Genomic DNA, 24,881 nt, shown 5'->3' on the forward strand with positions numbered 1-24,881 from the left:
CGTGCATTGGCTCGCATTTGGGCCGGCAAGGGCGACAGAATGAAGGACACTGGCGACAAAACCATTCTCATGATCTGGCATTCACGCACCGGCGCGGCGCGCCAGATGATGCAAGCAGCAGCGCGCGGCGCCCTCGATGTGGCCAGGCAGTTGGCCGTCCCCACCGCCTCCCCTGGGCAAGCCGGCGCACAGACGCGACTGCCGCCCGCGGCGCGCAAAGCCCATGATGGCGCACGCCTGTCGCAGGTCCGCGACATGCCGGCGCAATCGGGCATGGCCCTGCTGGACAGCGTCAGCGACATCCGTGGCGATCCACTGGCCCGCGCCGATTTTCAGGAACAGGGACTGCGGTTGTGCATACGGCATGCCTGCGAGACCCATGCCGAAGATCTCCTTGCGGCTGATGCCTATTTATTCTGCGCGCCTGAAAACCTGGCTGCGCTGGCCGGCGCAATGAAGGAGTTTTTCGACCGGACCTACTACGCGGTACTGGACATGTTGAATGGACGCCCGTACGCCTTGATGATCAGCGCGGGGTCCGACGGCAGCGGCGCAGCCCGGCAAGCGGAACGCATCTGCACCGGCTGGCGTCTTTCGCCCATCGCGCCCGCACTGGTGGTGAACTTTCGGGCCCAGACCGCCGAGCGCATCTGGGAACCGAAGATGCTGGAGCCAGCCGACGGCCAGGCTTGCCACACGCTGGGCGGCACCCTGGCCGCACTGCTGCTCTAGCGGCAGGCGGCTTGGAATGCGCGCCCGTTCAGGGCAGCGCAGCCGTCACCACGATCTCGACTTTGTAGTCGGGATTGGCCAGCCTGGCCTCGACCGTGGCGCGCGGCGGCGCGTTGCCGGCGGCAACCCAGGCATCCCATGCCTTGTTCATGCCATCGAATTCCTTCATGTTGGCAATGAAGATCTGCGCCATGAGGATGCGCGACTTGTCCGTGCCGGCGGTGGCCAGCAAACGGTCTATGGTTTCCAGCACCTGCGTGGTCTGGCCCTGCATGTCCAGTGACGCGTCATCGGGCACTTGGCCGGCCAGATAGGCCACACCATTGAAAATGGCCATGTCGGACAGGCGCTTCTCGACGTTGACTCGTTCCACTTCCTTCATTGTTTCACTCCGTTGAAAATCAAGATATCCCGACCGTGTCCAGGGCCAGGCCCTGGCGCGGTCCGGCGTTCGGAACCACGCTGCCTCAGGCAGGCGGCAATTGGAATACCTGGCGCAAATAGGCCAAGTAGGCAGGATCATCACACATCGTCTTTTCAGGCGCATCCGACACCTTGGCCACGGGCTGGCCGTTGCAGCGCACCATCTTCATCACGATCTGAAGCGGTTCGTGGCCCAGGTCGTTGGTGAGATTGGTGCCGATGCCGAAGGAGACCCGGCATCGGCCGGCGAAGCGCTTGGCAATCTCAATGGCGCGCGGAATGGTCAGCGAGTCCGAGAACACAAGCGTCTTGGTGCGCGGATCGGTGCGGTTGGCCTGATAGTGCGCCAGCAGGCGCTCGCCCCAGACAAAAGGATCGCCGGAATCATGCCGCGCGCCGTCGAACAGCTTGCAGAAGTACATGTCGAAGTCGCGCAGGAAGGCATCCATGCCATAGACATCCGACAGCGCAATACCCAGATCGCCCCGATACTCCTTGGCCCATACCTCGAGCGCGTAGACCTGGGAATCGCGAAGCCTGGGGCCCAGGGCCTGACAGGCCTGCAAGTATTCGTGCCCCATGGTGCCCAGCGGCGTAACGCCATGCTTGCGGGCCAGCAGGACATTGCTCGTGCCTGCAAAATGCGGCCCCATTTCGGCCTTGAGCGTATTCACCACTTCTTCATGCCAGGTGCGGGAGAAGCGCCGGCGCGTGCCATACTCGGCCACGCGGAAATCGGCCAGATCGGGATCCCCGGTGACCAACTGCATCTTGGTGCGCAGCCGCTCCCGCCCTTCCTTCCAGTTGGGCTCGCGCGATGTATTGCGGAAATACACCTCGTTCACGATGGCGAGCACCGGTATCTCGAACAAAATAGTGTGCAGCCAGGGGCCCTTTACCGTGATGTCGATTTCTCCCGGCACCGCGCTCGGTTGCACCACGATGCTTTTCTCGGGCAAATGAAACAGTCCCAGGAAATCGACAAAATCGCTTTTTATGAAACGCAAGCCGCGCAGATACTGCAGCTCGGGCTCGGTAAAACGCAACTGGCAAAGCGCATGAATCTCCTGGCGGATCTCCTCGATATAGGCCACGAGATTGATGCCAGGCGTGCGGCATTTGTAGCGGTATTCGACATGAGCCGCCGGAAAATGGTGCAGGACGACCTGCATCATCGAAAACTTGTAGAGATCGGTATCAAGCAGCGAGGTGATGATCATGACGCACGGGAGAAAATGTTTCAGCTACGTTAGCACATAGCAGCCAGTGTATTCGATGCGCCCAGGCGGGCGACTTCAGGATGCCTGCGCGGTTCGAGGAATGCGCATGGCCTGTGCCGCAGCAAAGACCTGTCGCCGGCATGACTATATCGGGTAATGGCCAGGAGGATTGGTTAAAATCGTCAGTATCTGAAGTTGGAGCACCACAATGACTCATGTAGTCACCGAAAACTGTATCAAGTGCAAATTCACCGACTGCGTCGATGTCTGTCCCGTGGATTGTTTCCGCGAAGGTGAAAATTTTCTTGTCATCGACCCCGATGAATGCATAGACTGCGCAGTGTGCGTAGCCGAATGCCCCGCCAACGCGATTTTCGCCGAGGAGGACGTGCCCGAGGACCAAGTTCAGTTCATCGCGCTGAACGCCGAGCTCTCGCCTGAATTCGGCACCATCAATCGCTCCAAGAAGCCTTTGCCCGATGCCGATGAATGGAATGGCGTGCCCGGCAAGCTGAAGGATCTGATACGCTGATGCATGCGCGGGGCCCAGCCTTGTTGCATAAAACCAACATATTCAAATGCAAAGAGCGCAACATGCTGTATGACCTGCACGAGCTACAACGGTCCTTTCTGACGCCGCTGTCCATGTTCACCGAGACCGGGGCGCAAATGTTCTCGCATCCCTGTAGCCCCCTCGCCTACACGCCCATGTCCCGGCACATCGCTGCCACCTACGAACTCATGCATCGATTGGGCAAGGATTACGAAAAACCCGCCTGGGATCTGCCCTTCACCGAGATCGACGGCAAGCAGGTTGCAGTCAGCGAGCAGGTTGCCGCCTCCCGCCCCTTCTGCCGGCTCGTCCATTTCAAGCGCCAGGGCATTCCCCAGGATCGCGATCCGCGTGTGCTGCTGGTGGCGCCCATGTCGGGCCATCACGCGACGCTGCTGCGCGATACGGTGCGCACCCTGCTGCCTCATCACGATGTCTATGTCACCGACTGGATAGACGCCCGCATGGTGCCGCTCTCGGAAGGCGGCTTCGGTCTTGACGACTACGTACACTACATCCAGGCCTTCATTCGCAAGCTTGGGCCCGACCTGCATGTCATGTCGGTATGCCAGCCCACGGTGCCCGTACTGGCAGCCATCTCGCTGATGGCCGCCAGCGGCGACAAGGCGCTGCCGCGCAGCATGGTCATGATGGGCGGGCCCATAGACCCGCGCAAGTCGCCTACCCAGGTCAACAAGCTCGCCACCACCAAGCCGTACTCATGGTTCGAGGACAATGTCATCGAACGCGTGCCCGCGCGCTTCCCCGGCGCCGGCCGCCGGGTGTATCCCGGATTTCTCCAGCATGCGGGCTTCATCGCCATGAATCCCGACCGCCACCTGCAATCGCACTACGACTTCTACATGGATCTGGTCAAGGGCGACGAAAGCGATGCCGAGGCGCACCGGCGCTTTTATGACGAGTACAACGCGGTACTGGACATGGCTGCCGAGTTCTATCTGGACACGATCAGGATCGTGTTTCAGGAATACCGGTTGCCGCGCGGCGAATGGACCATTGACGGCCAGACGGTGCAGCCCTGCGCCATCGAGTCGGTGGCGCTGCTGACCATCGAGGGAGAACTCGACGATATTTCGGGCCAGGGACAGACGCGCGCGGCACACGGCCTGTGCGACCATATTCCGGCGGAACGCAAGCAGCACTACACCGCAAAGGGCTGCGGGCATTACGGCATATTCTCCGGACGGCGCTGGCGCAAGGATATCTATCCTAAAATAGCCGCATTCATCCGTCAGGCTTGATGCGTGCCTCACCAGGGGCCGTGCTCCGTCAATCTGCCCGTATGTCCAGCAACACCCTCGTCGATCGCATCGACGCCATACTGCCTCAAACCCAATGCACCCGTTGCGGCTTCGACGGATGCCTGCCCTATGCGCACGCCATGGCGAATGCGCAGGCGCCCATCAATCGTTGTCCGCCCGGCGGCGATGAAGTCATACGCAAGCTCGCTGCCCTGCTGGACACTGAAACCATCGCGCTGGATCCCGACTGCGGCCAGCACGGCCCCCCCTTGCTGGCCGTCATTGACGAAGCGCATTGCATAGGCTGCACGTTGTGCATCCAAGCCTGTCCGGTAGACGCGATAATCGGCGCCAACAAGGTCATGCATACCGTGTTGCCCGATCAGTGCACGGGCTGCGAACTGTGCGTAGCGCCATGTCCTGTGGACTGCATCGCCATGGAGCCCGACCCGCAACCCTGGAGTGACGCGCGCGCCCATGCAGCACGTGTGCAGCACCGCGCCCGCGAGGCTCGGCTCAGCAGGCTGCATCATGAAGATTCCGCGCTGGCTGCGCGGACCCTGGCCAACAAGGCCCCGGTGTCCGCACATGCGGCCGACGATGCCGATGCGCGCCGGCAGGCCATAGAGCGGGCCCTGGCTCGCGCGCGGGAACGGCGTCGACAATTCCAGTGAAACCATGAACCAGGCCAAGCGCACAGAAATCTTTCGGCGGCTGCAGGCTGCCAACCCCGCACCCACCACTGAACTGGAATACAGCTCCACCTTCCAGCTGCTGATCGCCGTCATTTTGTCGGCCCAGGCAACCGACAGATCCGTTAACCTGGCCACGCGAAAATTCTTCCCGCAGCATGGCACGCCGCAAGGCTTGCTCGATTTGGGGGAGTCGGGGCTGTCGGACTTCATACGCACCATCGGCCTGTACCGGACCAAGGCCGCCAACGTCATCAAGACCTGTCACATATTGATGGCGCAACATGGCGGCGAGGTGCCGCAAGACCGTGCAGCGCTTGAAGCGCTCCCCGGTGTCGGACGCAAGACAGCCAATGTGGTGCTCAACACCGCCTTCGGCCTGCCGACCATCGCGGTGGACACGCATATCTTCCGCGTTGCAAATCGCACCGGTCTTGCACGCGGCAACACGGTGCTGGAGGTGGAACGCAAACTGGAGAAGGCCACACCCGCGCCCTATCGCCTGAATGCGCACCACTGGCTCATCCTGCATGGACGCTATATCTGCGTGGCCCGCAAGCCCAAATGCCCGCAATGCGGCATTGCCGATCTGTGCGAATACAAGGAAAAAACAATCTGAAGCAATTCCACCTATGAAAAACCCGCATGGCGCAACGCCAGGATAACTCGCATACTTGCGGTCAACTTTAGACAAATAACCATAACCGGCCCGCATGAGCAAATATATCCTGGAGACGCAGCACCTTACGAAGGAATTTCGTGGTTTTGTCGCGGTCAACGACGTCAGCCTGCAGGTGGAGCGAGGGCACATCCACGCGCTGATCGGCCCGAACGGCGCGGGCAAGACAACCTGCTTCAATCTGCTGACCAAGTTCCTGACGCCTACATCGGGCAAGATATTCTTTTCCGATCACGAGATCACCCACGAGAAGCCCGCGCAGATCGCGCGCCGCGGCATCATTCGCTCGTTCCAGATTTCGGCTGTGTTTCCGCAGCTCACCGTGCTGGAGAATGTACGCATCGGCCTGCAGCGCGCCACCGGCCTGTCCTATCAGTTCTGGCGCAGCGATCACGCACTGGACCATCTGAACGACCAGGCGCGCAGTCTGCTCGACCAAGTCGATCTGGGCCAGTTCGCGGACGAACTGACCATCAACCTGCCCTATGGCCGCAAACGCGCGCTGGAGATTGCCACCACGCTGGCCATGGAGCCGGAGCTGATGCTGCTGGACGAACCAACACAGGGCATGGGTCACGAAGATGTCGATCGCGTCACGCAACTCATCAAGAAGGTGAGTGCCGGCCGCACGATACTCATGGTGGAGCACAACATGAGCGTGGTGTCGCGCATTGCGGACCGCATTACCGTGCTGGCGCGCGGCGCCGTACTGGCGGAAGGACCTTATGAAGAAGTGTCCCGCAATGCCGACGTCATGGAGGCATACATGGGCACCACGGCGGGCGAACTCGAGGGAGCACACTGATGACTGCCGTCTCGCTTGAAATTTCCGACCTGCACGCCTGGTACGGCGAATCGCATGTCCTGCATGGCGTGAACCTTCACGTCAACAAGGGCGAAGTGGTCACGCTGCTGGGCCGCAACGGTGCGGGCCGCACTTCCACGCTGCGCGCCATCCTGGGCCTGACTGGCTCGCGCAAGGGTTCCATCCGCATTCAGGGCACCGAATCCATCGACCTGCCCACCTACCGTATTGCACACCTGGGCATAGGCTATTGCCCTGAGGAGCGCGGCATCTTTGCCGGCCTCACGTGCGAAGAGAACCTGCTGCTGCCTCCCGTGGTCGGCGACACCCTGGGCGGCGGCATGTCGCTGGCGGAAATCTACGCCATGTTTCCTAACCTGCATGAGCGCAGGCATTCGCCAGGCACCCGGCTCTCGGGCGGCGAGCAGCAAATGCTGGCCGTTGCACGTATCCTGCGCACCGGCGCCAACCTGTTGCTGCTGGACGAGATATCGGAAGGGCTTGCACCAGTCATTGTCCAGGCGCTTTCGCGCATGATTTCCGCGCTCAAGCAGAAGGGTTATACCATCGTCATGGTCGAGCAGAATTTCCATTTTGCGGCACCCCTCGCCGATCGCTTCTATGTGATTGAACACGGCCAGGTCGTGGAAGAGTTCGCCGCGTCGGAGCTGGCTTCCAAACAGGACACCCTCAATACCCTGCTGGGTGTCTGATCGACAATCTACCCACCGGCACAACCGGTATCAACAAGAAGGAGACTCCCACATGAAACTGCGCACTCTCAGTTCTGCGCTGGCACTGGCCGGTCTGGCTTTTGCGGGCACGGGACACGCAGCCGGCATATCCGACGATGTGATCCGCATAGGATTCATCACGGACATGAGCAGCGTCTACTCCGACATCGACGGCCCCGCCGGCGTCGATGCGGTGAAGATGGCCATCGAGGATGCCGGCGGATCGATCGACGGCAAGAAAATCGAACTGATCACAGCCGACCATCAGAACAAGGCCGATGTTGCGTCCGCCCGCGCGCGCGAATGGATAGACGAGCGCCACATCGATCTGCTTCTTGGGGGCACGAACTCAGGCGTCAATCTGGCCATGGCGGGTGTGGCCAAGGAAAAGCATGTGCCGTTCATCGCGGTCGGCCCCGGCTCGTCCAATCTCACGAATTCTCAGTGCTCGCCCTACACCATTCACTACGCCTACGATACCGTGGCCCTTGCCCGCGGCACGGGCGGAGCTGTGGTGAAAAACGGCGGCAAGTCCTGGTTCTTCCTCACCGCCGATTATGCCTTCGGCCACTCGCTCGAACGCGACACGACCAAGGTCGTGAAGGATGCGGGCGGCGAAGTGGTAGGCAGCGTGAATGTTCCGCTGGCCACCACGGACTTCTCGTCCTACATGCTGCAGGCGCAGTCCTCGGGCGCCAAAATCCTGGGCCTGGCCAATGCGGGCGGCGACTTCGTCAACTCGGTCAAGGCAGCCAAGGAGTTCGGCGTCTCGAACACCATGAACCTGGCTGGTCTGCTCGTGTTCATCAACGATGTGCACGCACTGGGACTGGAAGCCACGCAGGGCATGTACCTGACCTCAGCCTGGTACTGGGATCAGGACGACGCCTCGCGCAAATGGGCCGAACGCTTCTTCGAGCGCAATAAGCGCATGCCGTCTTTCCTGCAGGCGGGTGACTACTCGGCTGTCAGCTATTTCCTGAGGGCGGTCAAGGAAGCCGGCACGGATGACGCGGACACGGTCATGAAGTGGATGAAGTCCAACAAAATCGACGACTTCTTCACGCACGACACCACCGTGCGCGCCGACGGCCGCGTGCTCAACCAGATGTATCTCATGCAGGTCAAGACACCGGCGGAATCCAAGAAAGAATGGGATTACTACAAGGTGGTGGCGAAAATGAAGGGCGAGGACGTCTATACGTCGCCTGAAGAGTCCACTTGCCCGCTCCTCAAAAAATAACAATCCTGGACACCGGGGCTGCCGCGGGGCAGCCCCGCGCTGCGCACAGAGGCGGCTGGGCCGCCTCACCACGGACTTCATGATTTATGACTGCAATATTCGGCATACCCATCCAGGCCCTGCTGGGGCAACTGCTGCTGGGGCTGGTCAACGGTTCGTTCTATGCGGTACTGTCGCTGGGACTGGCCGTCATCTTCGGGCTGCTCAACATCATCAACTTCGCGCACGGCGCCCTGTACATGCTTGGCGCATTCGTAGCCTGGATGGGCCTGCAATACCTGGGCCTCAACTACTGGTTGATGCTGCTCGTGGCGCCGCTGGTGGTGGGACTTGTCGGGATAGTGCTTGAACGCACCCTGATCCGCCATCTTTACAAGCTGGACCACTTGTACGGCCTCTTGCTGACCTTCGGCCTGACCCTGCTGATCGAAGGACTGTTTCGCAGCCTGTACGGCGTATCGGGCCAGCCGTATGCCACGCCCGAACTGCTCAAGGGCGGCGTGAACCTGGGCTTTATGTATCTGCCCATCTATCGCGGCTGGGTGGTGGTGGCCTCCATTGTCATATGTCTGCTGACCTGGTACGTCATAGAGCGCACGCGCCTGGGCGCGCTGTTGCGCGCGGGTACGGAAAATCCCAAACTGGTCGAAGCCTTCGGCGTGAACGTGCCGCTGCTGGTAACACTGACCTACGGCTTTGGCGTTGCCCTGGCCGGCTTTGCCGGCGTGCTGGCTGCGCCCATCATGCAGGTTTCGCCGCTCATGGGCTCGAACCTGATCATTGTCGTGTTCGCCGTGGTCGTCATCGGCGGCATGGGATCCATCATGGGTTCCATTGTCACCGGACTGGGGCTGGGCGTGATCGAGGGATTCACCAAAGTGTTCTGGCCCGAGGCTTCCAATACGGTCGTCTTCATCATCATGGTCATTGTCTTGCTGCTGCGTCCGGCCGGGCTGTTCGGGAAGGAAAAATGAATCGTCAATTCTTGGGCTATCTGCTTGCCGTCATCTTGATCGCGATATTGCCTTTCATCGGCGCCTATCCGATCTTCATCATGAAAGTGATGTGCTATGCGCTGTTTGCGTGCGCATTCAATTTGCTGCTGGGCTACACCGGCCTGCTGTCCTTCGGGCACGCGGCCTTTCTGGGCGCGGCCGCCTATGCCCTGGGCCACGCGCTGGCGGTGTGGGGGCTGCCAACGATAGGCGGCCTCATATTCGCTACCGCCGTAGCTGCGCTCATGGGTCTGCTCATGGGCGCACTGGCCATACGAAGAAGCGGCATCTACTTTGCCATGATCACGCTGGCCATGGCGCAGATGGTATTTTTCTTCTTTTTGCAGGCGCCCTTCACCCACGGCGAGGACGGCCTGCAGGGCATTCCGCGCGGATCGCTGTTCGGACTCGACCTGCACTCCGACCTGAATCTCTACTACGTGGTCATGGCCATCTTTATTCTTGGCTATTTCATATGCTGGCGCACCGTCAACTCACCCTTCGGCCAGGTGCTCAAGGCCATTCGCGAGAACGAGCCCCGCGCCATCTCGCTGGGTTACAACGTCGACCGCTTCAAGCTGCTGGCCTTTGTGCTGTCGGCAACCCTGGCGGGCCTGGCGGGCGCCACCAAGGCACTGGTGTTCGTCTCCGCCACATTGTCGGATGCCACATGGCAAATGTCCGGTATGGTCATCCTCATGACCCTGATCGGCGGGTTGGGCACCTTTACCGGGCCTGTGTTGGGCGCCATCATCATCGTGGTGCTGGAGAACAAGGTGGGCGAGTTCGGGCGCTTTCTCGCCGAGGCCACCGGCTTCATGTGGTTCCGGTCGCTCGGCGAGTCAGTCACCATTGTCATCGGCTTCATTTTCATCGTGTCCGTGCTGGCGTTCCGCCGCGGCATCATCGGCGAAATCGCCCATCACTTCAAGCTACGCCGGGCCGGCACCTGAGAATACGGGCGCCGGTGGAAAATCGGCAGCCCATGCATGCCACCGCGGGAACCGGACTGAGTCGCACCCCAAACGTTGGATATCAATCTCCAACCTTTCGGGGTGTTTTCAATGAAATGCAGTGCCGATTTCGGACGGAAGGGGTCTCATCGTCACATACGCCGCGCCCTCCCCGCGCGGCGGGCAAGCCTAGCCGCTCAATACGCAAGGTTGCCTGGGCACTTATTTGCGCGAGGCGCCCAGCCCCAGATAGCTTTCGGCCACGCGCGGATTGCTGGCCAGATCGGCCGCCTGCCCTTCCATGACGATCTCGCCAGTTTCCAGCACATAGCCATAATCGGCCACCTGCAGGGCCGCTCGCGCGTTCTGCTCCACAAGCAGTATGGCCACGCCCGTGCTGCGCAGGCGCGCGATGATCTGGAATATCTCACGCACAATGCGCGGCGCCAGGCCCAGGCTGGGCTCGTCCAGCATCAGCAGCGCCGGCTGCGCCATGAGCGCTCTGCCCACAGCCAGCATCTGGCGCTCCCCGCCAGACAGCGTGCCGGCCTCCTGCCTGCGGCGCTCCTGCAGCCGGGGAAAGAGTTCGAACACTTCGTCCATGGTATCGCGCCAATTGCGCTGCCTGGCGCGATACAGGCGAAAGCCGCCAAGCAGCAGATTGTCTTCAACCGACATGCTGGCAAACAACTCCCGACGCTCCGGCACCAGCGACATGCCGCCGGCGACGCGGCGCTCCACCTGCCAGCCCGAAACCTCCCCGCCCAGATAGCGCAGCGAGCCGGCACTGCTCCCCGTGGCGGGAAGCGCACCCATGATGGCGTTGAGCAAGGTGGATTTGCCTGCGCCGTTTCCGCCAATGACCGTGACGATACTGCCGCGCTGGACACGGATATTGGCATCGGACAGTGCGGCCATTTTGCCGTAGCGCGCCGAGAGCCCGCTCACCTCAAGAACGAGATCCGCGCCCGCCATGGCTGCCGCTGATTTCCCTTGACTCATGCCGGCCTCCCCTGCGGCGCCTGTCCGGCATGGCCGGGCGCTTCGATCGCATCATCATCGTCGTCCACGCCGCCCAGATAGGCTTCCAGCACCGCGGGATCGCTCTGGATGTGGCTGGGCGTGCCCTCGGCAAGCTTGGTGCCGAAATCCATGACCACAATGTGATCGGTCAGATTCATAACAAAATCCATGTCGTGTTCGACGAGCAGGATACTCATGCCCTCTTGACGCAGTTGATCCAACACCCTGGCCAGATCCTGCTTCTCCTTGTAGCGCAGGCCCGCTGCGGGCTCGTCAAGCAGCAGCAGCACCGGATCGGCAGCAAGCGCGCGAGCAATTTCCACAATGCGCTGCTGCCCCAGGGCGAGATTGCCGGCCTGCTCGTACAGATAGTCCCCCAGACCCACGCGCTGAATCTGGCGCGCAGCCTCGTGAAGCAGTTCCGCCTCCTGGCGCCGGTCCGAACGCAGCACCGCCGGCAGCACACCGACCTTGCGGCGCAGATGCGCGCCCAGCGCAACATTCTCGAGCACGGTCATGCTCGGCAGCAGCTGCACATGCTGGAATGTGCGCCCCACGCCCAGTGCGGCGATGTCCCGCGCGCGCAGCGTGTCCAGACGGTGCCCAAGAAAGTCCACCTTCCCTGCAGTCAGCGGCAGCACGCCTGAGATGAGATTGAAGGTCGTGCTCTTGCCCGCGCCGTTCGGGCCGATCAGCCCCATGATCTCGCCGGCCTTGAGGCTGAAGTTGATGTCGTTCACCGCAACCAGGCCACCGAACTCCTTGCGCAGGTCGTCCACCCGCAACACCTGCGTGCCTTTCTCCGGGCGGGGACGCTGCGCCAACTCGGGCGCGGCCGCCGGCGGTGCCTGGCCGCGCAGGCTTGTCTGGCCGATCAACGACGCCCACCACCCCGCCAAAATCGGCCACACGCCGTGGCGCGCGTACTGCAGGACCAGCACCATGATGATGCCGAAAGCCACCAGCTCGAAGTTGGCCGTCGTGTTCAGCAGCTTGGGCAGCACATTCTGCAGTTGGTCCTTGAGCGTCAGGATCAGGCCCGATCCCACCACGGCGCCCCATACGCTGCCTGTTCCGCCCACCACGGCCATGAACAGGTATTCGATGCCATAGTTCAACCCGAAGGGGCTGGGACTGACAGCGCGCTGCATGTGCGCATACAGCCAGCCGGATACGCTTGCAAGGAGCGCGGCATAGACAAAGATAATGACTTTGTACGCGGCCATGTCCACGCCAAAAGATTCGGCCATGCCGCCGCCGCTGCGCAGCGCGCGGATGGCACGGCCCGGGCGCGAATCCAGGAGGTTGCGTGTGCCCCACATGGCGAGCAGCACGCACAGCCAGATCAGATAGTAGATCCGCCTGCCGTGTCCAAGGGAAAAACCGAAAACCGAGATGGGTTCGATGCCCGCGATGCCATCGTACTGTCCCAGGAATGCCAGGTTGCCGAACAAGTAGTACAGCGACAGGCACCACGCTATGGTGCCCAGGGGCAGGTAGTGCCCGGAAAGTCGCAGCGTAATGGCACCCAGCAGATAGGACACGGCAAAGGTAATGACCAGCCCCAGCAGCAAACCCAGCCAGGGCGACGGCACGACCGCGGTGGTAAGCCATGCGGAGGCATAGGCGCCGATGCCCACGAACGCGGCCTGGCCGAATGAAGTCAGCCCCGCAATGCCGGTCAGCACGATCAGGCCCAGCACCACCAGACTGGCCAGCCCGATATAGTTGAGGTGAGTGATCCAGAAGGTTGGTGTGGCGGGCAACAGAGGCAGCAGCAGCAGAATGGCCACCACAACAAGAAGCAGCAGGCGGTTCTTCATGCCTTTACTCCTCCTCGTCCACGGCGCGGCTGCCGAAGGATCGCCACACAATCACGGGAATGATCAGCGTAAAGACGATGACCTCCTTGTAGGCGCTGGCCCAGAACGATGAAAACGCTTCGAGTATGCCGACGAAAAGCGCGCCGCCCGCCGCGATGGGATAGCTGACGAGACCGCCAAAGATAGCCGCCACGAATCCCTTTAGCCCGATCAGAAAGCCAGTGTCATAGTATATGGTGGTAACCGGTGCGATGAGCATGCCCGACAGCGCGCCGATTGCGGCCGCCAGGGTGAAGGTCAGGTTGCCCGACATATTGGTGCTGATGCCCACCAGGCGGGCACCGCGGCGATTCACCGCTGTTGCCCGCAGTGCGCGGCCATAGAGCGTGCGCCCGAAGAATATCCATAGCGCGAGAATCAGCACGGCACACGTGGCCAGCACGAAAAATGTCTGAGCCGTCCAGTTGACAGGTCCCAGCTGTATGTTGCCCTCCATGAACGGCGGCGTGCGCCATCCTTCCGCGCCGAAAAACACCAGCCCCAGCCCCGTCAGCACGAAATGCAGTGCCACGGAAATAATCAGCAGCACCAGCACGCTTGCCTCGGCCACAGGCTGATAGACCAGGCGATAGAACATCGGCCCCATTGGAATGACCAGCGCCAGCGCGAAGATCACATTGAGCCACAGGGGCGTATCCTTGGCCACGATGTGCGGTGCGAGCAGATACAGGGCGATGGGAAGCGCCAGCGTCCAGAGAGCGGTGCGCCCCAGGCTTCGCCACATCTGGTGCCGCCAAGCGGAAAGGCATTCGATCAAAAACACGAGCACGCCCAGAATCAGCAGCAGGTTCACCGTCCCGGGCATCTTGCCGTTGACCAGAAAGGCCAGCGTCAAGGCGCCGAATGCGACAAACTCCCCTTGCGGGATGAAGATGACCCGCGTGACAACAAACACCAGCACCAGGGCCAGCGCGAGCAGCGCATAGATGGCGCCGTTCATGATGCCGTCCTGCAGCAGGATCAGGATGATAGTGAGATTCATGAGGGTACAGCCGTCATGCGTGAATGAAAAAACAGCCATGCAAGCCCGGGCTGCGCAGACCGGACGCTGCCTGGGGTGCCGGCCACGCCGCGCATCCAGCGAAAAAACGCGCGCCGCCGCCATGACAGCATGGCGAACGGCGCTGTCGCCGGAAAGCCTGTGGCGTTCCGGCCTTTACAGATCGGGTTGGTAGGTCCACTTGCCGTCGACGACCTTGACTATGACGCGTGCACGCTTGTCAAAGCCGGCGTGGTCGGTCGGGCTCATGGTGAACACGCCCTGCGATGCGGGCAGGTCTTTGGTCTGCTCGATGGCATCACGCAAAGCCTTGCGGAATTCGGGCGTGCCCGGCTTGGCGCCCGTCTTGAGCGCGCCCGGGATGGCGGTGGAAATCAGTAGGCCTGCATCCCACATGTGGCCGCCGAAGGTGCTGATGGTGCCCGCGCCGTACTTGGCCTCGTAGGCATTCTTGTAGGTCAGCGCACTCTTCTTGACCGGATTGCTATCGGGGAGCTGGTCGGCAACCAGCAGCGGGCCCGCAGGCAGGATCATGCCTTCGCAATCCTTGCCGCAGACGCGCAGAACGTCATTGTTGGCGGCCCCGTGGGTCTGGTACATGATGCCTTTGTAGCCCCGGCTCTTGAGTTCGCTTTGCGGCAACGCCACAGGCGTTCCCGAGCCAGCCACCAGAATGCCGTCGGGGTTGGCGGCGATCAGCTTGAGAATCTGGCCTGTCACGCTGGTGTCGGTGCGGCCATAGCGCTCGACCGCGGTCATTTCTATGCCCTTGGCCTTGGCGGCTTCGGTCATGACATTGAGCCAGCCCTGGCCGTACGCATCGGTGTAGCCGATGAAGCCCAGGGTCTTGATGCCTTGCTTGGCCATGGCGTCGGCCAATGCCTGAGCCATCAATTGATCGTTCTGCGGCGTCTTGTAGACCCATTTGCGCGGGCCCTCGACAGGCTCGACGATTTTCGCGTTGGCCGCCACGCTGATCATGGGCGTCTTGGTTTCGCCCGCCACATCCACCATGGCCAGCGAGCCGGGCGTCACTGACGTGCCCACCACAATATCGACCTTATCGTCGGTGATGAGCTTGCGCATGTTCTTGACCGCCACGGTGGTATCGGTGCCGTCATCCAGTACGATGTATTCGATTTTCTGGCCTGCGACCTCCGTGGGCAGCAGCGAAACCGTATTGCGCTCGGGAATGCCCAGGGAAGCGGCGGGGCCGGTGCTCGCCACCGTGATGCCCACCTTGATCTGGGCCGAAGCGAGCATGGGCAGGGCCATGACGACGGCGCCCGCCAGCACCGAAAGCCGTACCGAAGTGATAGTCATTGTTGTCTCCAAGAAAATTGCGCGCATTGCCTTTCCGTCCAAACGGCGACTCGGCGCAGAATGTTATACAGAATCTGCTCCGTCGTTCAAAATAGCGTATCAATTTACGACAGTGCAATACATTAGTATTTACCAGATAGTTTAGGTTTCTAGCACATCGGCGCTGGAAAGAGCAGCATTATGGCCCGGAAGATGGCTGCGCGCCTCCCCGGGGATTCCCTGCCCTCCCGCACGCCACCGGCGGCGGAAAGGACCGGTTGCAAGGGGAACCAACTGGCCTCGGCCAAAGTCGATTAACATTGTATTTGTCACTTTTCTATTTTTCGGCAGGTAAGCAAGTGGACAAGATAGTCAAGAGCGATGCGCAGTGGCGCGCCGATCTGGCCCCGGAAGAATACGCCGTCGCGCGCCAGAAAGGCACCGAGCGCCCATTCACCGGGCGCTACTGGAACACCACGGAACCCGGCATCTACCGATGTGTCGGCTGCGGCACGCCGCTGTTCCGCTCCGACACCAAGTTCGACGCCGGCTGTGGGTGGCCCAGCTACTTCGAGCCGCTGGACCCGGATAATGTGCGCGAGGAAACCGATACCAGCCACGGCATGGTGCGCACCGAGGTGCTGTGCAATGTGTGCGACTCTCACCTGGGGCACGTATTCCCCGACGGCCCGCCTCCCACCGGCCTGCGCTACTGTATCAACTCGGTTTCGCTCAAGTTTGAGCCCTCCTGATGAAAAAATTCCTATTTGATCTTTTCCCGCTGCTGCTGTTTTTTGCGGCATTCAAGTTCTCGGACATCTTCACGGCGACCGCCATTGCCATGATCGCCGCCGTCGGGCAGCTGGCCTGGCTGAAGGCGCGCGGCAAGGCCATAGAAGCCATGCACTGGATCAACCTGACCGTTATCATTGTGTTTGGCGGTGCAACGCTGCTTTTTCACAACGATGCCTTCATCAAGTGGAAGCCCACGGTGCTGTACTGGCTGTTCGGGTCCATCCTGATCGGCGCGCGCGTGCTGTTCAAGCGCAACCTCATGCGCAAGCTCATGGGAGACAAAGTGTCCATGCCCGACGCTGTCTGGGACAGGCTAAACGCCAGTTGGGCCGGCTTCTTCCTTCTGTCCGGCATACTCAACCTGTATGTTGCCTTTTCCGGCCAGTTCACCGAGGCGCAGTGGGTCAACTTCAAAGTGTTCGGCCTGATGATCCTGCTGCTCCTTTTTGTCGTGCTCCAGTCGCTCTGGCTGGGCCGGCATATCAAGGAAGACGCTGCGCCCAATAAGGCCCTGGCCGAAACAGAGGATCCATCCTGATGACCGAGGATCGCAAATCCCTACTGGCGCAACGCCTCTCGGTGCTGTCTCCCACCCGGCTGGACATCACGGATGAATCGCATCTGCACGCCGGACATGCCGGCGCGCGCGAAGGCGCCAGTCATTTTCGCGTGCGGATCTGGACACCCGCCTTCGAAGGGCTGGGTACCGTGGCCCGGCACCGCATGGTGTACGATCGCGTACAGGATCTCATGCCCTATCCCATCCACGCCCTGGCCATCGACGCCCGGGCGGATACTTGAAAAACCCAAAAGGAAACACATGAAACGTCTCGCCGTCCTGGCTGCCGCCTGCGTCATTGCCTTGCCCCTGCACGCACAGACCGTGGCCACTGTCAACGGGCAAACCATCTCGCAACAACAGCTCGATCAATTTGTCACACTGCTCATTTCCCAAGGTGCGAAAGACACGCCCGAGCTGCGCACCCAGGTGAAGCAGGAAATGGTCAACCGCCTAGTTGCGGTGCAGGCTGCCGAAAAAGCGGGTATAGACAAGAAAACCGACGTCAAGCAGGAAATCGAGCTTGCGCGCCAGGGTATCCTGGTGCGCGCGCTCATGGCCGATCATCTGGAAAAAAACCCCATCACGGATGCCCAGATGAAATCCGAATACGACAAGATCAAGAAGGCGCAGGCTGGCAAGAAGGAATACAAGCTGCGCCATATCCTGGTCGACGATGAACAAAAAGCCAAGGATCTGACCGCGGAAATCAAGGCCAAGAAAATCTCCTTTGCCGATGCGGCCAAGCAGGATTCCAAGGATCCCGGCAGCGGCAAGAACGGCGGCGAACTCGGCTGGGGCCCGGTCAGCAACTACGTTCCCGAGTTTGCGGATGCAGTCAAAAAGCTGAAGAAAGGCGAAATCACCAGCGCACCCGTCAAGACGCAGTTTGGCTGGCACATCATCGAGGTCGAAGACATGCGCGACGTGAAATTCCCCGACTTCGAGGACGTCAAGCCGCAACTGGAGGAAATGCTGCGCCAGGAAGAACTGGCAAAATTCCAGCAGGACCTCATCAAGAAGGCCGATATCAAGTAAGTGGCGGCCTGGCTCCCGCAAAGCCCGTTGCGGGAGCGCCCATCTGCCACCCGCCCGGGCCGTTGACTGTCGGTCGGTGCGGGACGGCGCTATTGGCCCAGGAGCGCCTTGAGGCCATCCTCGTCCAGGATGGCCACGCCCAGGTCCCGTGCCTTGGCCAGCTTGCTGCCCGCATCCTCTCCGGCCACCACATAGGATGTTTTCCGCGACACCGAGCCACTGACTTTCCCGCCGGCTGAAAGTATGTGCCGCGTTGCCTCGTCGCGCGTCCAGTTCGGCAGCGTTCCCGTAAGAACAAAAGTCCTACCGGCCAGGCGCACGCCCGCCTGGCTGGGACGTTGCGGCGAACGGGGCTGAACGCCCGCCGCCAACAGCGCTGCCACGACCTCCCTATTATGCGGTTCGGCAAAGAAGCGGATAATGGAACCGGCAACCACTGGTCCTACGTCGTTAACCTGGAGCAATGCGGCCTCGTCCGCGTGCATGACAGCATCGACGGAGCCGAAATGCAGCGCCAGGTCACGCGCCGTGGCCTCCCCCACATGCCTTATGCCCAGCGCGTACAGCAGTCGGCCAAGCTCGGGCGTGCTGGCGTCATGAAGCGCCGCAACCAGATTCTCCGCCGACTTGCGCCCCATCCTGTCATAGAGCGCAAGCTCTTCGGCGGTCAGCGTAAAGAGGTCTGCGAGCGTCTTGACACGCTCGCTGTCCACGAGCTGATCCACCAGTTTTTCGCCAAGCCCTTCGATATCCAAGGCCTTGCGGCTGGCAGCGTGGCGCAAGGTCTGCTTGCGTTGAGCCGCACAGAAAAGTCCTCCGGTGCAGCGGGATACCGCCTCGTCTTCGGGCCTCTCGATGGCTGACCCGCAAATCGGGCAGGTGTCCGGCATGACAAACTGCTTGGCATCGGCGGGCCGAGCCTGCACGACAGGCCCCACCACCTCCGGAATGACGTCGCCAGCCCGGCGGACAATCACGGTGTCGCCGATGCGTACATCCTTGCGGCGCACCTCGTCCTCGTTATGCAGCGTCGCATTAGTGACAGTAACACCGCCCACGAAGACCGGCTTGAGCCGGGCCACGGGCGTTATGGCGCCGGTGCGGCCCACCTGAACCTCGATGCCGAGCAACTGCGTAGTCTCTTCCTGTGCGGGAAATTTGTGCGCAATGGCAAACCGCGGTGCGCGCGAGACAAAGCCCAGCACCGCCTGCGCCGCCAGCGCATTTACCTTGTAGACAACGCCATCGATGTCAAAGGGCAGCCGGCCACGCTCCCCGCCCTGCGCATCATAGTAGCTGAGCAGGCCCTGCACACCGCGCACGGCCTTGCGGCCCGGACTTGCCGGCAAACCCAGGCTGGCAAGCCAATCGAGCATGCCCGCATGGGTATCGCGCGGCAGGCCCGCCAAACCATCTTCTTGACCAAACAATTGCGCCTGCGCTGTATCGGTGGACGGACGATCGCCCTTGGCGCCGCGTACCGCACCCAGAATCTCGCCCCAGCCATAGGCATAGAAGCGCAGCGGACGTTGTGCCGTAATACGAGGATCAAGCTGGCGCAGACTGCCAGCCGCCGCATTGCGCGGATTGACGAAAACCTTGTCGCCGCGCGCCCGCTGGGCCTCGTTGAGCCGTTCGAAATCGCCACGGCTCATGAGCACCTCGCCCCGCACTTCGAGCACCTCGGGCGCCTTGCCGCGCAGCGAAAGCGGTACTGAGCGCAAAGTACGAATATTGCTGGTGATATCCTCGCCCGTACGCCCGTCGCCCCGCGTCGCGGCACGCACCAGGCTGCCTTGTTCATAGCGCAGGCTGACCGCAAGCCCATCAAACTTGCGCTCCGCCATATACTCGACCTCGCCATCCTCCCCCGCCATGCCGGCCTCGCGCAAGGTGTCGGCGACACGCTTGTCAAAGGCCTCGATATCTTCGCGGTGAAAGGCATTGCCCAGGGAGAGCATGGGAACGGCATGCCGCACGCTGTCAAACGCGGCAAGAGGCGCCGCCCCGACGCGCTGTGTGGGCGAATCGGGCGTGATCAGATCGGGATGATCGGCCTCCAGCGCCTGCAGCGCATTCATGAGCCTGTCATAGGCCGCGTCGGAAATGCTTGGCGCATCCTCGACGTAATACCGGTGATTGTGCTCGGCAATCTGGCTGCGCAGATCGTCAATACGCTGCGCCGCCGAGGGTTCTCCCTCTTTCTTTGTCACGAAAATACCCTGATCGTCCGCTCCGAACCTGCCACAAAGCCGGCCTGCCCGAGGCGCTCGTACATTTCAAGCAATTGGCCGTCAATCGCCTGATCAGCGCTTTCGGAAACCGGCCGCCCCTGGTCATCCAGCAGCTCGGCATCCAGGCGGCGGGCCAGATCGCGCCCCACGCTGGCCATGCGGCTGAAAGCCTGCTCATCGGCGGGGCTGTTGGGCAGGTCGAGCAACAGGTCGACGCGGTTGACGCCGTCCGCCTGCACATCGGATAGATGCACGCCGTCGAAAAGCACGGTAAAGCGCGGCCTGCCCTGGTCGGACATCCAGGCAAGCTGACCCTGGTAAGGAAGAAAGCCGGCATCCTTGAGCACACGCGACACATCGGACAGCGAGCGCGTCTGCGGCATGCGCAACGCCAGGCCGACCTGGGCATCGAGTCCGGCACACAGGGCATCCAGTTCCTGGGCCTGCTGCATGACGGGCGCCTGCTCTGGTCCTTCCACCGCGCCATCGAAGCGCTCGGCCAGGCCTTGCGCCTGCGCCCACAGCTGCGACCACTCTATATCCGTCAAGGCCCCCCGGCGATTGGCCAACAGCACGGCAAGCTGCATGGACACATAGGATTCCTGTGGCCGCAGGCGGCTGCGATGGCCGCCTCCCTCGCGCTCCACAATGACGCGCACCGGCTTGGTACCCACCTTGTCCAGCGACGCGATGGCTTCATAGAGTTGCTCGGAGGGTACCGGCTGTGCAAAGGCGATATCGATGACCGCTTCGGTGACGCCGTCGACCTCGGCTTCACCGCCCGCATCGTCGTCAGGCGCACGCTGCGCGAGCCCGGGCTCGCGCCGGTCAGCGCCGGCCTGGGCGTGGCTCATGAGAGGATCCTGCTCGCGTTCAGGAAAATGTTCCTGCATTTTCCGGCGTATCCGCCTGTCCTGCCACCAATTGAAGATGAGTACGATCAGGATCAGTATGACGCCAAGAAGTATCAAACCTATCTGCAAGTCACTCATTATCGGCCTCGTATTTTTCTTGCCATGCTGTATAGGCGCGCATTCCGCGTTCAGGCTTCCGCCAGTTGCAGCGCGGATTCGATATCGACCGCCACGATGCGCGAAACACCCTGCTCCTGCATGGTAACCCCAACCAATTGCCGCGCCATCTGCATGGCAATTTTATTATGCGATATGAACAGGAACTGGGTGTGCTCGCTCATGCTGCTCACGAGATTGGCATAACGCTCGGTGTTGGCGTCGTCCAGCGGCGCATCCACCTCGTCCAACAGGCAGAAGGGCGCGGGATTGAGCTTGAAGAGTGCAAAGACCAGCGCAGTGGCCGTCAGCGCTTTCTCGCCCCCCGACAACAGATGTATGGTGCTGTTGCGCTTGCCGGGCGGCTGTGCCATGACCTGGACCCCTGCATCCAAAATTTCGTCGCCAGTGATCGTGAGCCGGGCTTCCCCACCACCGAACAGGCGGGGAAAGAGATCGCCAAAGTGCCCGTTCACTGTATCGAAGGTCGCTTGCAGCAGTTCGCGCGTTTCCCGGTCTATCTTACGGATGGCGTCTTCCAGTGTCTCGATGGCCGCCGTCAGATCCGCGTGCTGAGCGTCCAGGAACTGCTTGCGTTCCCGCGCGGCCTCCAGTTCGTCCAGTGCGGCCAGGTTGACTGCGCCCAAGCCGTCGACCAGACGGGAAATGCGCTGCACTTCCGATTGCAGCCAGTTTGTGCGCCGCCATTCGTCAGGCTTGTCGGCCAGCATCTGGCGCAGTTGGTCGCGGTCGACGCCCTGCCCGTCCAACTGCTCTGCAAACTGCTCCACCGCCAAGCGCGCCGCCTGCTCCTGAAGCTGCAGCTCCGTGATGCGGCCCCTCAGGGGCTCGAGCGCGCGCTCCTGGGCAATCCGCTCCTCATCAGCGCTGCGCAGCGAAGCCGAGAGATTATCAAGCTCGATACGAGCCAGATTGAGCGCTTCCTCGCGCTCCGCACGCAATGCCACGGCATCCTGAAGCCCCGCCTGCGACGCGGAGGCATCGAGTTCGAAGAGTTCGCCCTGCAGGCCCTCGAGTTCGGCCTGGGCACGCTGCGCCTGATCGGCAGCCAGCTGCATGTTGCGCTTGAGATCGGCGATACGCGTGTGCAGTGCGCGCTCTGCGTACTCCGACTCCTGCACAGCCCGTTCTTTTTCACGCAGAGCCTGCCGCGCCTGCTCGGCCTGCGCCTGCAGATCCTCGCCGGATATTTCCGCATCGGCAAACCGGGATTGATGCTCACCAAGCTGCTCATCCAGCGTCTCGAAGCGCGTCTCGGCTTCTTCTCTTGCGGCGCAGAGCTCTTCACGCTGCGCGCGGATCTCGGCCAGCTCTTCGTGTATGCGCTGCGCCCGCTCGCCGGATTGCTCGGCACGCTGCCGCAGACGCGAATAGTCCAATTGCACATCATGCAGGCGCCGGGTGAGTTCGGAGACACGCTGGCGCACCGGCCCCTGTGATTGCGACAGCTGCTGCCAGGCGGTGTCGGCGCGCGCTGCGGCGCCCAGCGCTTCGTCGGCGATGAGCTGACTGGCCCTGATGTCGCGGCGTAGGTTCTCGATTTCCTGCTGGCGCGCCAGCATCCCCGACTGCTCGGAATCGGGCGCATAGAAGCGCACGCTGTGCCGGTCGACGAGATGTCCGGCCTTGACGACAAACACGCCGCCCTCGGGCAGGTTCGCACGCAGAGACAACGCCTTCTCGACGTCGGGGCAGATGTAGACATGCAGCAGCCAGTCATTCAGCAACGTACGCAACTCGGCGTCGCTAATGCGCAGCAGTCCAGCCAGCGGCTCCATGCCGGCGGCCGGCGTGGCCGCTGCGTCGGGCACGGGCAATTGATAGAACGCCAGTCGCGCGGGCGGCGCATCGGCAGCAAAGGCGCGGGCATGCTCGAGCTGGCGCAGCTCCAGCCCGGCCATGCGCTCGCGCAGCACCGCCTCCAGTGCGTTTTCCCAACCTGGCTCGATATGCAGTTTCTGCCAAAGCCGTCCAAGCTTGTCCAGCTCATGATGCGCCAGCCAAGGCTCAAGCGCGCCCTGCTTCTGTACGTCTTCTTGAAGCTTGGTCAAGGCGGCGAGACGCGCGTCCAGACGGCCCACGACCTGGCCGGCCTCCTGGGAGGCCCTGTGCGCCTCGATGCGCTGCGTATCCAGTTCGGGCAGCCGTTCCTCGAGCTCGGCCAACTGACCCTGCGCTTCCTGCAGCTGTTCCTCCATGGCCGCCGCGTCACCGGCCAGCCGCGCTATATCGGCGGGATCGGGCGTGTCCATGCCGCGCATTTCCTGCTCGAGCCGCTCCTGGCGAACCTCAAGCGCCTGGATCTGGCGGTCTGCGTCTCGCTGGGTTTGCGCAGCCAGGGCAAGCTCCTGCTCAACACGGGCCAGCCCCACACGCATCTCGTCGCGCGAGGCCGCAGCATCGCGAACGCGCGTTTCAATGTCGGGCAGCCTGGCCTGCGCATCATCCGCGGCGGCGCGCGCCTCTTCGGTGCGGGCAGCGGCTGCCTCCAGGTCCGCTTCGGACTGTCCGATTTGCTCCGTGCAATGCGTTTGCTGGTCGGCCCATTCCTGCATCTGCTCCTGCAGCTGGCTGCGGCGGGACTGAAGACGATTGCGGGCATCGACGACATGGCGAATCTCGGCTTCAAGCCTGCTGACCTGGGCGCCGGCCTCATACAGCAGACCCTGCGCGGCATGCACGGCATCGCTCGCGGCGTAATGGGCCTGCCGGCGCGACTCAAGGGCAGATTCGCCCGCGCGCAGGCCCGCAATGGCCTGCTCAAGGTCCGCCTGGGCCTGTTCGATGGCGGCAGACTTGGCCTGTTGGTCTTCTCTTGCCTTGCTTTCCCTCAAGAGCCACAGGGCATGCTGCTTCTGCTCGCCCTCTTCCTGAAGCCCCCGATACTGGCGCGCTACCTCGGCCTGTCCCTCCAGCTTTTCGAGATTCGCCCCCAACTCGCGCAGAATGTCTTCGACCCGAGTCAGATTTTCTCGCGTATCCCCGAGACGATTCTCGGTTTCCCGGCGGCGCTCTTTGTAGCGCGATACCCCTGCCGCCTCTTCCAAGTAGACACGCAGCTCCTCGGGCCTGGCCTCGATAAGCCGGTTTATCATGCCCTGGCCGATGATGGCATAGCCGCGCGCGCCTAAGCCGGTACCCAGGAAAATGTCATGAATGTCGCGGCGCCTGACCTGCTGATTATTGACCAGATAGCTGCTGGTGCCGTCGCGCGTAAGCACGCGGCGCACGGCAATTTCGGCATATGCGCTCCATTGGCCGGCCGCCCTGCCCTCGGCATTGTCGAACACCAGTTCGACCGAGGCGCGCGCGGCTGGCTTGCGGTTGCCGGATCCGTTGAAGATGACGTCCTGCATGGACTCGCCGCGCAATTCGGAGGCGCGGGTCTCGCCCAGCACCCAGCGCACCGCATCGATGATGTTGGACTTGCCGCAGCCATTGGGGCCCACCACGCCGACGAGTTGGCTCGGCGTGGGAATAACCGTCGGTTCGACAAACGATTTGAAACCGGCTAGTTTGATTTGGGTCAGACGCACAATAAGGAAATCGAAAAGAAGGATATCGGCGGCCAGGTGCCCCGGGGCGGCAACTGCCTGCCATGGATCGGCCGGCCCGCCCTGCGGCGCGAGCACGTATGATAACGCACCCGCACCGCCATCCACGGTCCGGTTTGAAAACACGTTATCATTTTCCGTTTATGGGCGCTTCGGGCGCTATACTCGTTA

23 protein-coding genes are annotated in these 24,881 nt (G+C 61.9%); 14 read left to right on the plus strand and 9 right to left on the minus strand.

Annotation, left to right across the window (positions count from 1 at the left end; all coding sequences use genetic code 11):
- Positions 1–39: 39 nt before the first annotated feature.
- Entirely contained in the window at positions 40–732 is a 693-nt protein-coding gene (locus ERD78_RS20250) for a flavodoxin family protein (RefSeq protein WP_371734612.1), read from the plus strand.
- Positions 733–760: 28 nt separating this feature from the next.
- Here the strand turns inward: ERD78_RS20250 and ERD78_RS15875 are convergent, their stop codons facing one another.
- Positions 761–1,114: a RidA family protein gene (locus ERD78_RS15875; RefSeq protein ID WP_129970319.1), complete on the minus strand. Its 354-nt coding sequence runs from the start codon at positions 1,112–1,114 to the stop codon at positions 761–763.
- An 85-nt stretch (positions 1,115–1,199) separates the two neighbouring features.
- The gene (gene pncB / locus ERD78_RS15880) at positions 1,200–2,375 is read right to left on the minus strand and encodes a nicotinate phosphoribosyltransferase (RefSeq protein WP_129970321.1); all 1,176 of its coding nucleotides are present in this window, start codon (positions 2,373–2,375) and stop codon (positions 1,200–1,202) included.
- Positions 2,376–2,583: 208 nt separating this feature from the next.
- Between pncB and fdxA the strand changes: the two genes are divergently transcribed.
- The 9 genes from fdxA (at position 2,584) to ERD78_RS15925 (ending at position 10,291) form a co-directional block, all read left to right on the plus strand.
- Positions 2,584–2,907, plus strand: coding sequence for a ferredoxin FdxA (gene fdxA / locus ERD78_RS15885; protein ID WP_129970323.1), 324 nt, complete (start codon positions 2,584–2,586; stop codon positions 2,905–2,907).
- Between the two features lie 62 nt (positions 2,908–2,969).
- Positions 2,970–4,190, plus strand: coding sequence for a polyhydroxyalkanoate depolymerase (locus ERD78_RS15890; protein ID WP_129970325.1), 1,221 nt, complete (start codon positions 2,970–2,972; stop codon positions 4,188–4,190).
- Positions 4,191–4,231: 41 nt separating this feature from the next.
- Positions 4,232–4,864, plus strand: a complete 633-nt coding sequence (locus ERD78_RS15895) for an RnfABCDGE type electron transport complex subunit B (protein WP_129970327.1) — start codon at positions 4,232–4,234, stop codon at positions 4,862–4,864.
- Between the two features lie 4 nt (positions 4,865–4,868).
- Positions 4,869–5,501: an endonuclease III gene (gene nth / locus ERD78_RS15900; RefSeq protein ID WP_129970329.1), complete on the plus strand. Its 633-nt coding sequence runs from the start codon at positions 4,869–4,871 to the stop codon at positions 5,499–5,501.
- Positions 5,502–5,595: 94 nt separating this feature from the next.
- Complete coding sequence (locus tag ERD78_RS15905) at positions 5,596–6,366, plus strand: ABC transporter ATP-binding protein (protein WP_129970331.1); 771 nt, start codon at positions 5,596–5,598, stop codon at positions 6,364–6,366.
- Positions 6,366–7,079, plus strand: coding sequence for an ABC transporter ATP-binding protein (locus tag ERD78_RS15910; protein WP_129970333.1), 714 nt, complete (start codon positions 6,366–6,368; stop codon positions 7,077–7,079). Before ERD78_RS15905 ends, ERD78_RS15910 begins: the two co-directional genes overlap by 1 nt.
- 52 nt (positions 7,080–7,131) lie before the next feature.
- Positions 7,132–8,343 carry an ABC transporter substrate-binding protein gene (locus ERD78_RS15915; RefSeq protein WP_129970335.1) on the plus strand — a complete coding sequence of 404 codons (1,212 nt, stop codon included), beginning with the start codon at positions 7,132–7,134 and terminating at the stop codon, positions 8,341–8,343.
- 86 nt (positions 8,344–8,429) lie between these two features.
- Positions 8,430–9,317, plus strand: a complete 888-nt coding sequence (locus ERD78_RS15920; RefSeq protein WP_129970337.1) for a branched-chain amino acid ABC transporter permease — start codon at positions 8,430–8,432, stop codon at positions 9,315–9,317.
- Positions 9,314–10,291, plus strand: a complete 978-nt coding sequence (locus ERD78_RS15925; RefSeq protein ID WP_129970339.1) for a branched-chain amino acid ABC transporter permease — start codon at positions 9,314–9,316, stop codon at positions 10,289–10,291. The genes ERD78_RS15920 and ERD78_RS15925 overlap by 4 nt, the downstream gene beginning before the upstream one ends.
- Before the next feature lie 222 nt (positions 10,292–10,513).
- On the opposite strand, the gene ERD78_RS15930 is transcribed toward ERD78_RS15925, so the two are convergent.
- The 4 genes from ERD78_RS15930 to ERD78_RS15945 form a co-directional block, all read right to left on the minus strand.
- Positions 10,514–11,293, minus strand: a complete 780-nt coding sequence (locus tag ERD78_RS15930; protein ID WP_371734611.1) for an ABC transporter ATP-binding protein — start codon at positions 11,291–11,293, stop codon at positions 10,514–10,516.
- Positions 11,290–13,137, minus strand: coding sequence for a branched-chain amino acid ABC transporter ATP-binding protein/permease (locus tag ERD78_RS15935; RefSeq protein ID WP_129970341.1), 1,848 nt, complete (start codon positions 13,135–13,137; stop codon positions 11,290–11,292). The genes ERD78_RS15930 and ERD78_RS15935 overlap by 4 nt, the downstream gene beginning before the upstream one ends.
- A 4-nt stretch (positions 13,138–13,141) precedes the next feature.
- A complete protein-coding gene (locus ERD78_RS15940) occupies positions 13,142–14,179 on the minus strand; it encodes a branched-chain amino acid ABC transporter permease (RefSeq protein WP_129970343.1) in 1,038 nt (345 codons plus the stop codon).
- Positions 14,180–14,353: 174 nt separating this feature from the next.
- Positions 14,354–15,520, minus strand: a complete 1,167-nt coding sequence (locus tag ERD78_RS15945; protein WP_129970345.1) for an ABC transporter substrate-binding protein — start codon at positions 15,518–15,520, stop codon at positions 14,354–14,356.
- Between the two features lie 338 nt (positions 15,521–15,858).
- Between ERD78_RS15945 and msrB the strand changes: the two genes are divergently transcribed.
- Genes msrB through ERD78_RS15965 form a run of 4 tightly spaced genes read left to right on the plus strand, consistent with a single transcriptional unit; the run spans position 15,859 to position 17,891 of the window.
- The gene (gene msrB, locus ERD78_RS15950; protein WP_129970347.1) at positions 15,859–16,251 is read left to right on the plus strand and encodes a peptide-methionine (R)-S-oxide reductase MsrB; all 393 of its coding nucleotides are present in this window, start codon (positions 15,859–15,861) and stop codon (positions 16,249–16,251) included.
- Positions 16,251–16,832: a septation protein A gene (locus tag ERD78_RS15955; RefSeq protein ID WP_129970349.1), complete on the plus strand. Its 582-nt coding sequence runs from the start codon at positions 16,251–16,253 to the stop codon at positions 16,830–16,832. The genes msrB and ERD78_RS15955 overlap by 1 nt, the downstream gene beginning before the upstream one ends.
- Positions 16,832–17,095 (plus strand): BolA family protein, encoded by a 264-nt coding sequence (locus ERD78_RS15960; protein WP_129970351.1) that lies wholly within the window; start codon positions 16,832–16,834, stop codon positions 17,093–17,095. Before ERD78_RS15955 ends, ERD78_RS15960 begins: the two co-directional genes overlap by 1 nt.
- 19 nt (positions 17,096–17,114) lie before the next feature.
- Positions 17,115–17,891, plus strand: coding sequence for a peptidylprolyl isomerase (locus ERD78_RS15965; RefSeq protein WP_129970353.1), 777 nt, complete (start codon positions 17,115–17,117; stop codon positions 17,889–17,891).
- Positions 17,892–17,980: 89 nt separating this feature from the next.
- On the opposite strand, the gene ligA is transcribed toward ERD78_RS15965, so the two are convergent.
- The 3 genes from ligA to smc are packed head-to-tail and all read right to left on the minus strand — an operon-like array spanning position 17,981 to position 24,692.
- The gene (ligA, locus tag ERD78_RS15970; RefSeq protein ID WP_129970355.1) at positions 17,981–20,104 is read right to left on the minus strand and encodes an NAD-dependent DNA ligase LigA; all 2,124 of its coding nucleotides are present in this window, start codon (positions 20,102–20,104) and stop codon (positions 17,981–17,983) included.
- A complete protein-coding gene (locus ERD78_RS15975) occupies positions 20,101–21,117 on the minus strand; it encodes a cell division protein ZipA C-terminal FtsZ-binding domain-containing protein (RefSeq protein ID WP_129970357.1) in 1,017 nt (338 codons plus the stop codon). The genes ligA and ERD78_RS15975 overlap by 4 nt, the downstream gene beginning before the upstream one ends.
- A 50-nt stretch (positions 21,118–21,167) precedes the next feature.
- Positions 21,168–24,692 (minus strand): chromosome segregation protein SMC, encoded by a 3,525-nt coding sequence (gene smc, locus ERD78_RS15980; protein ID WP_129970564.1) that lies wholly within the window; start codon positions 24,690–24,692, stop codon positions 21,168–21,170.
- Positions 24,693–24,881 lie beyond the last annotated feature (189 nt).

It is taken from the genome of Allopusillimonas soli, from assembly GCF_004153445.1.
GTDB classification, from domain to species: domain Bacteria; phylum Pseudomonadota; class Gammaproteobacteria; order Burkholderiales; family Burkholderiaceae_B; genus Allopusillimonas; species Allopusillimonas soli.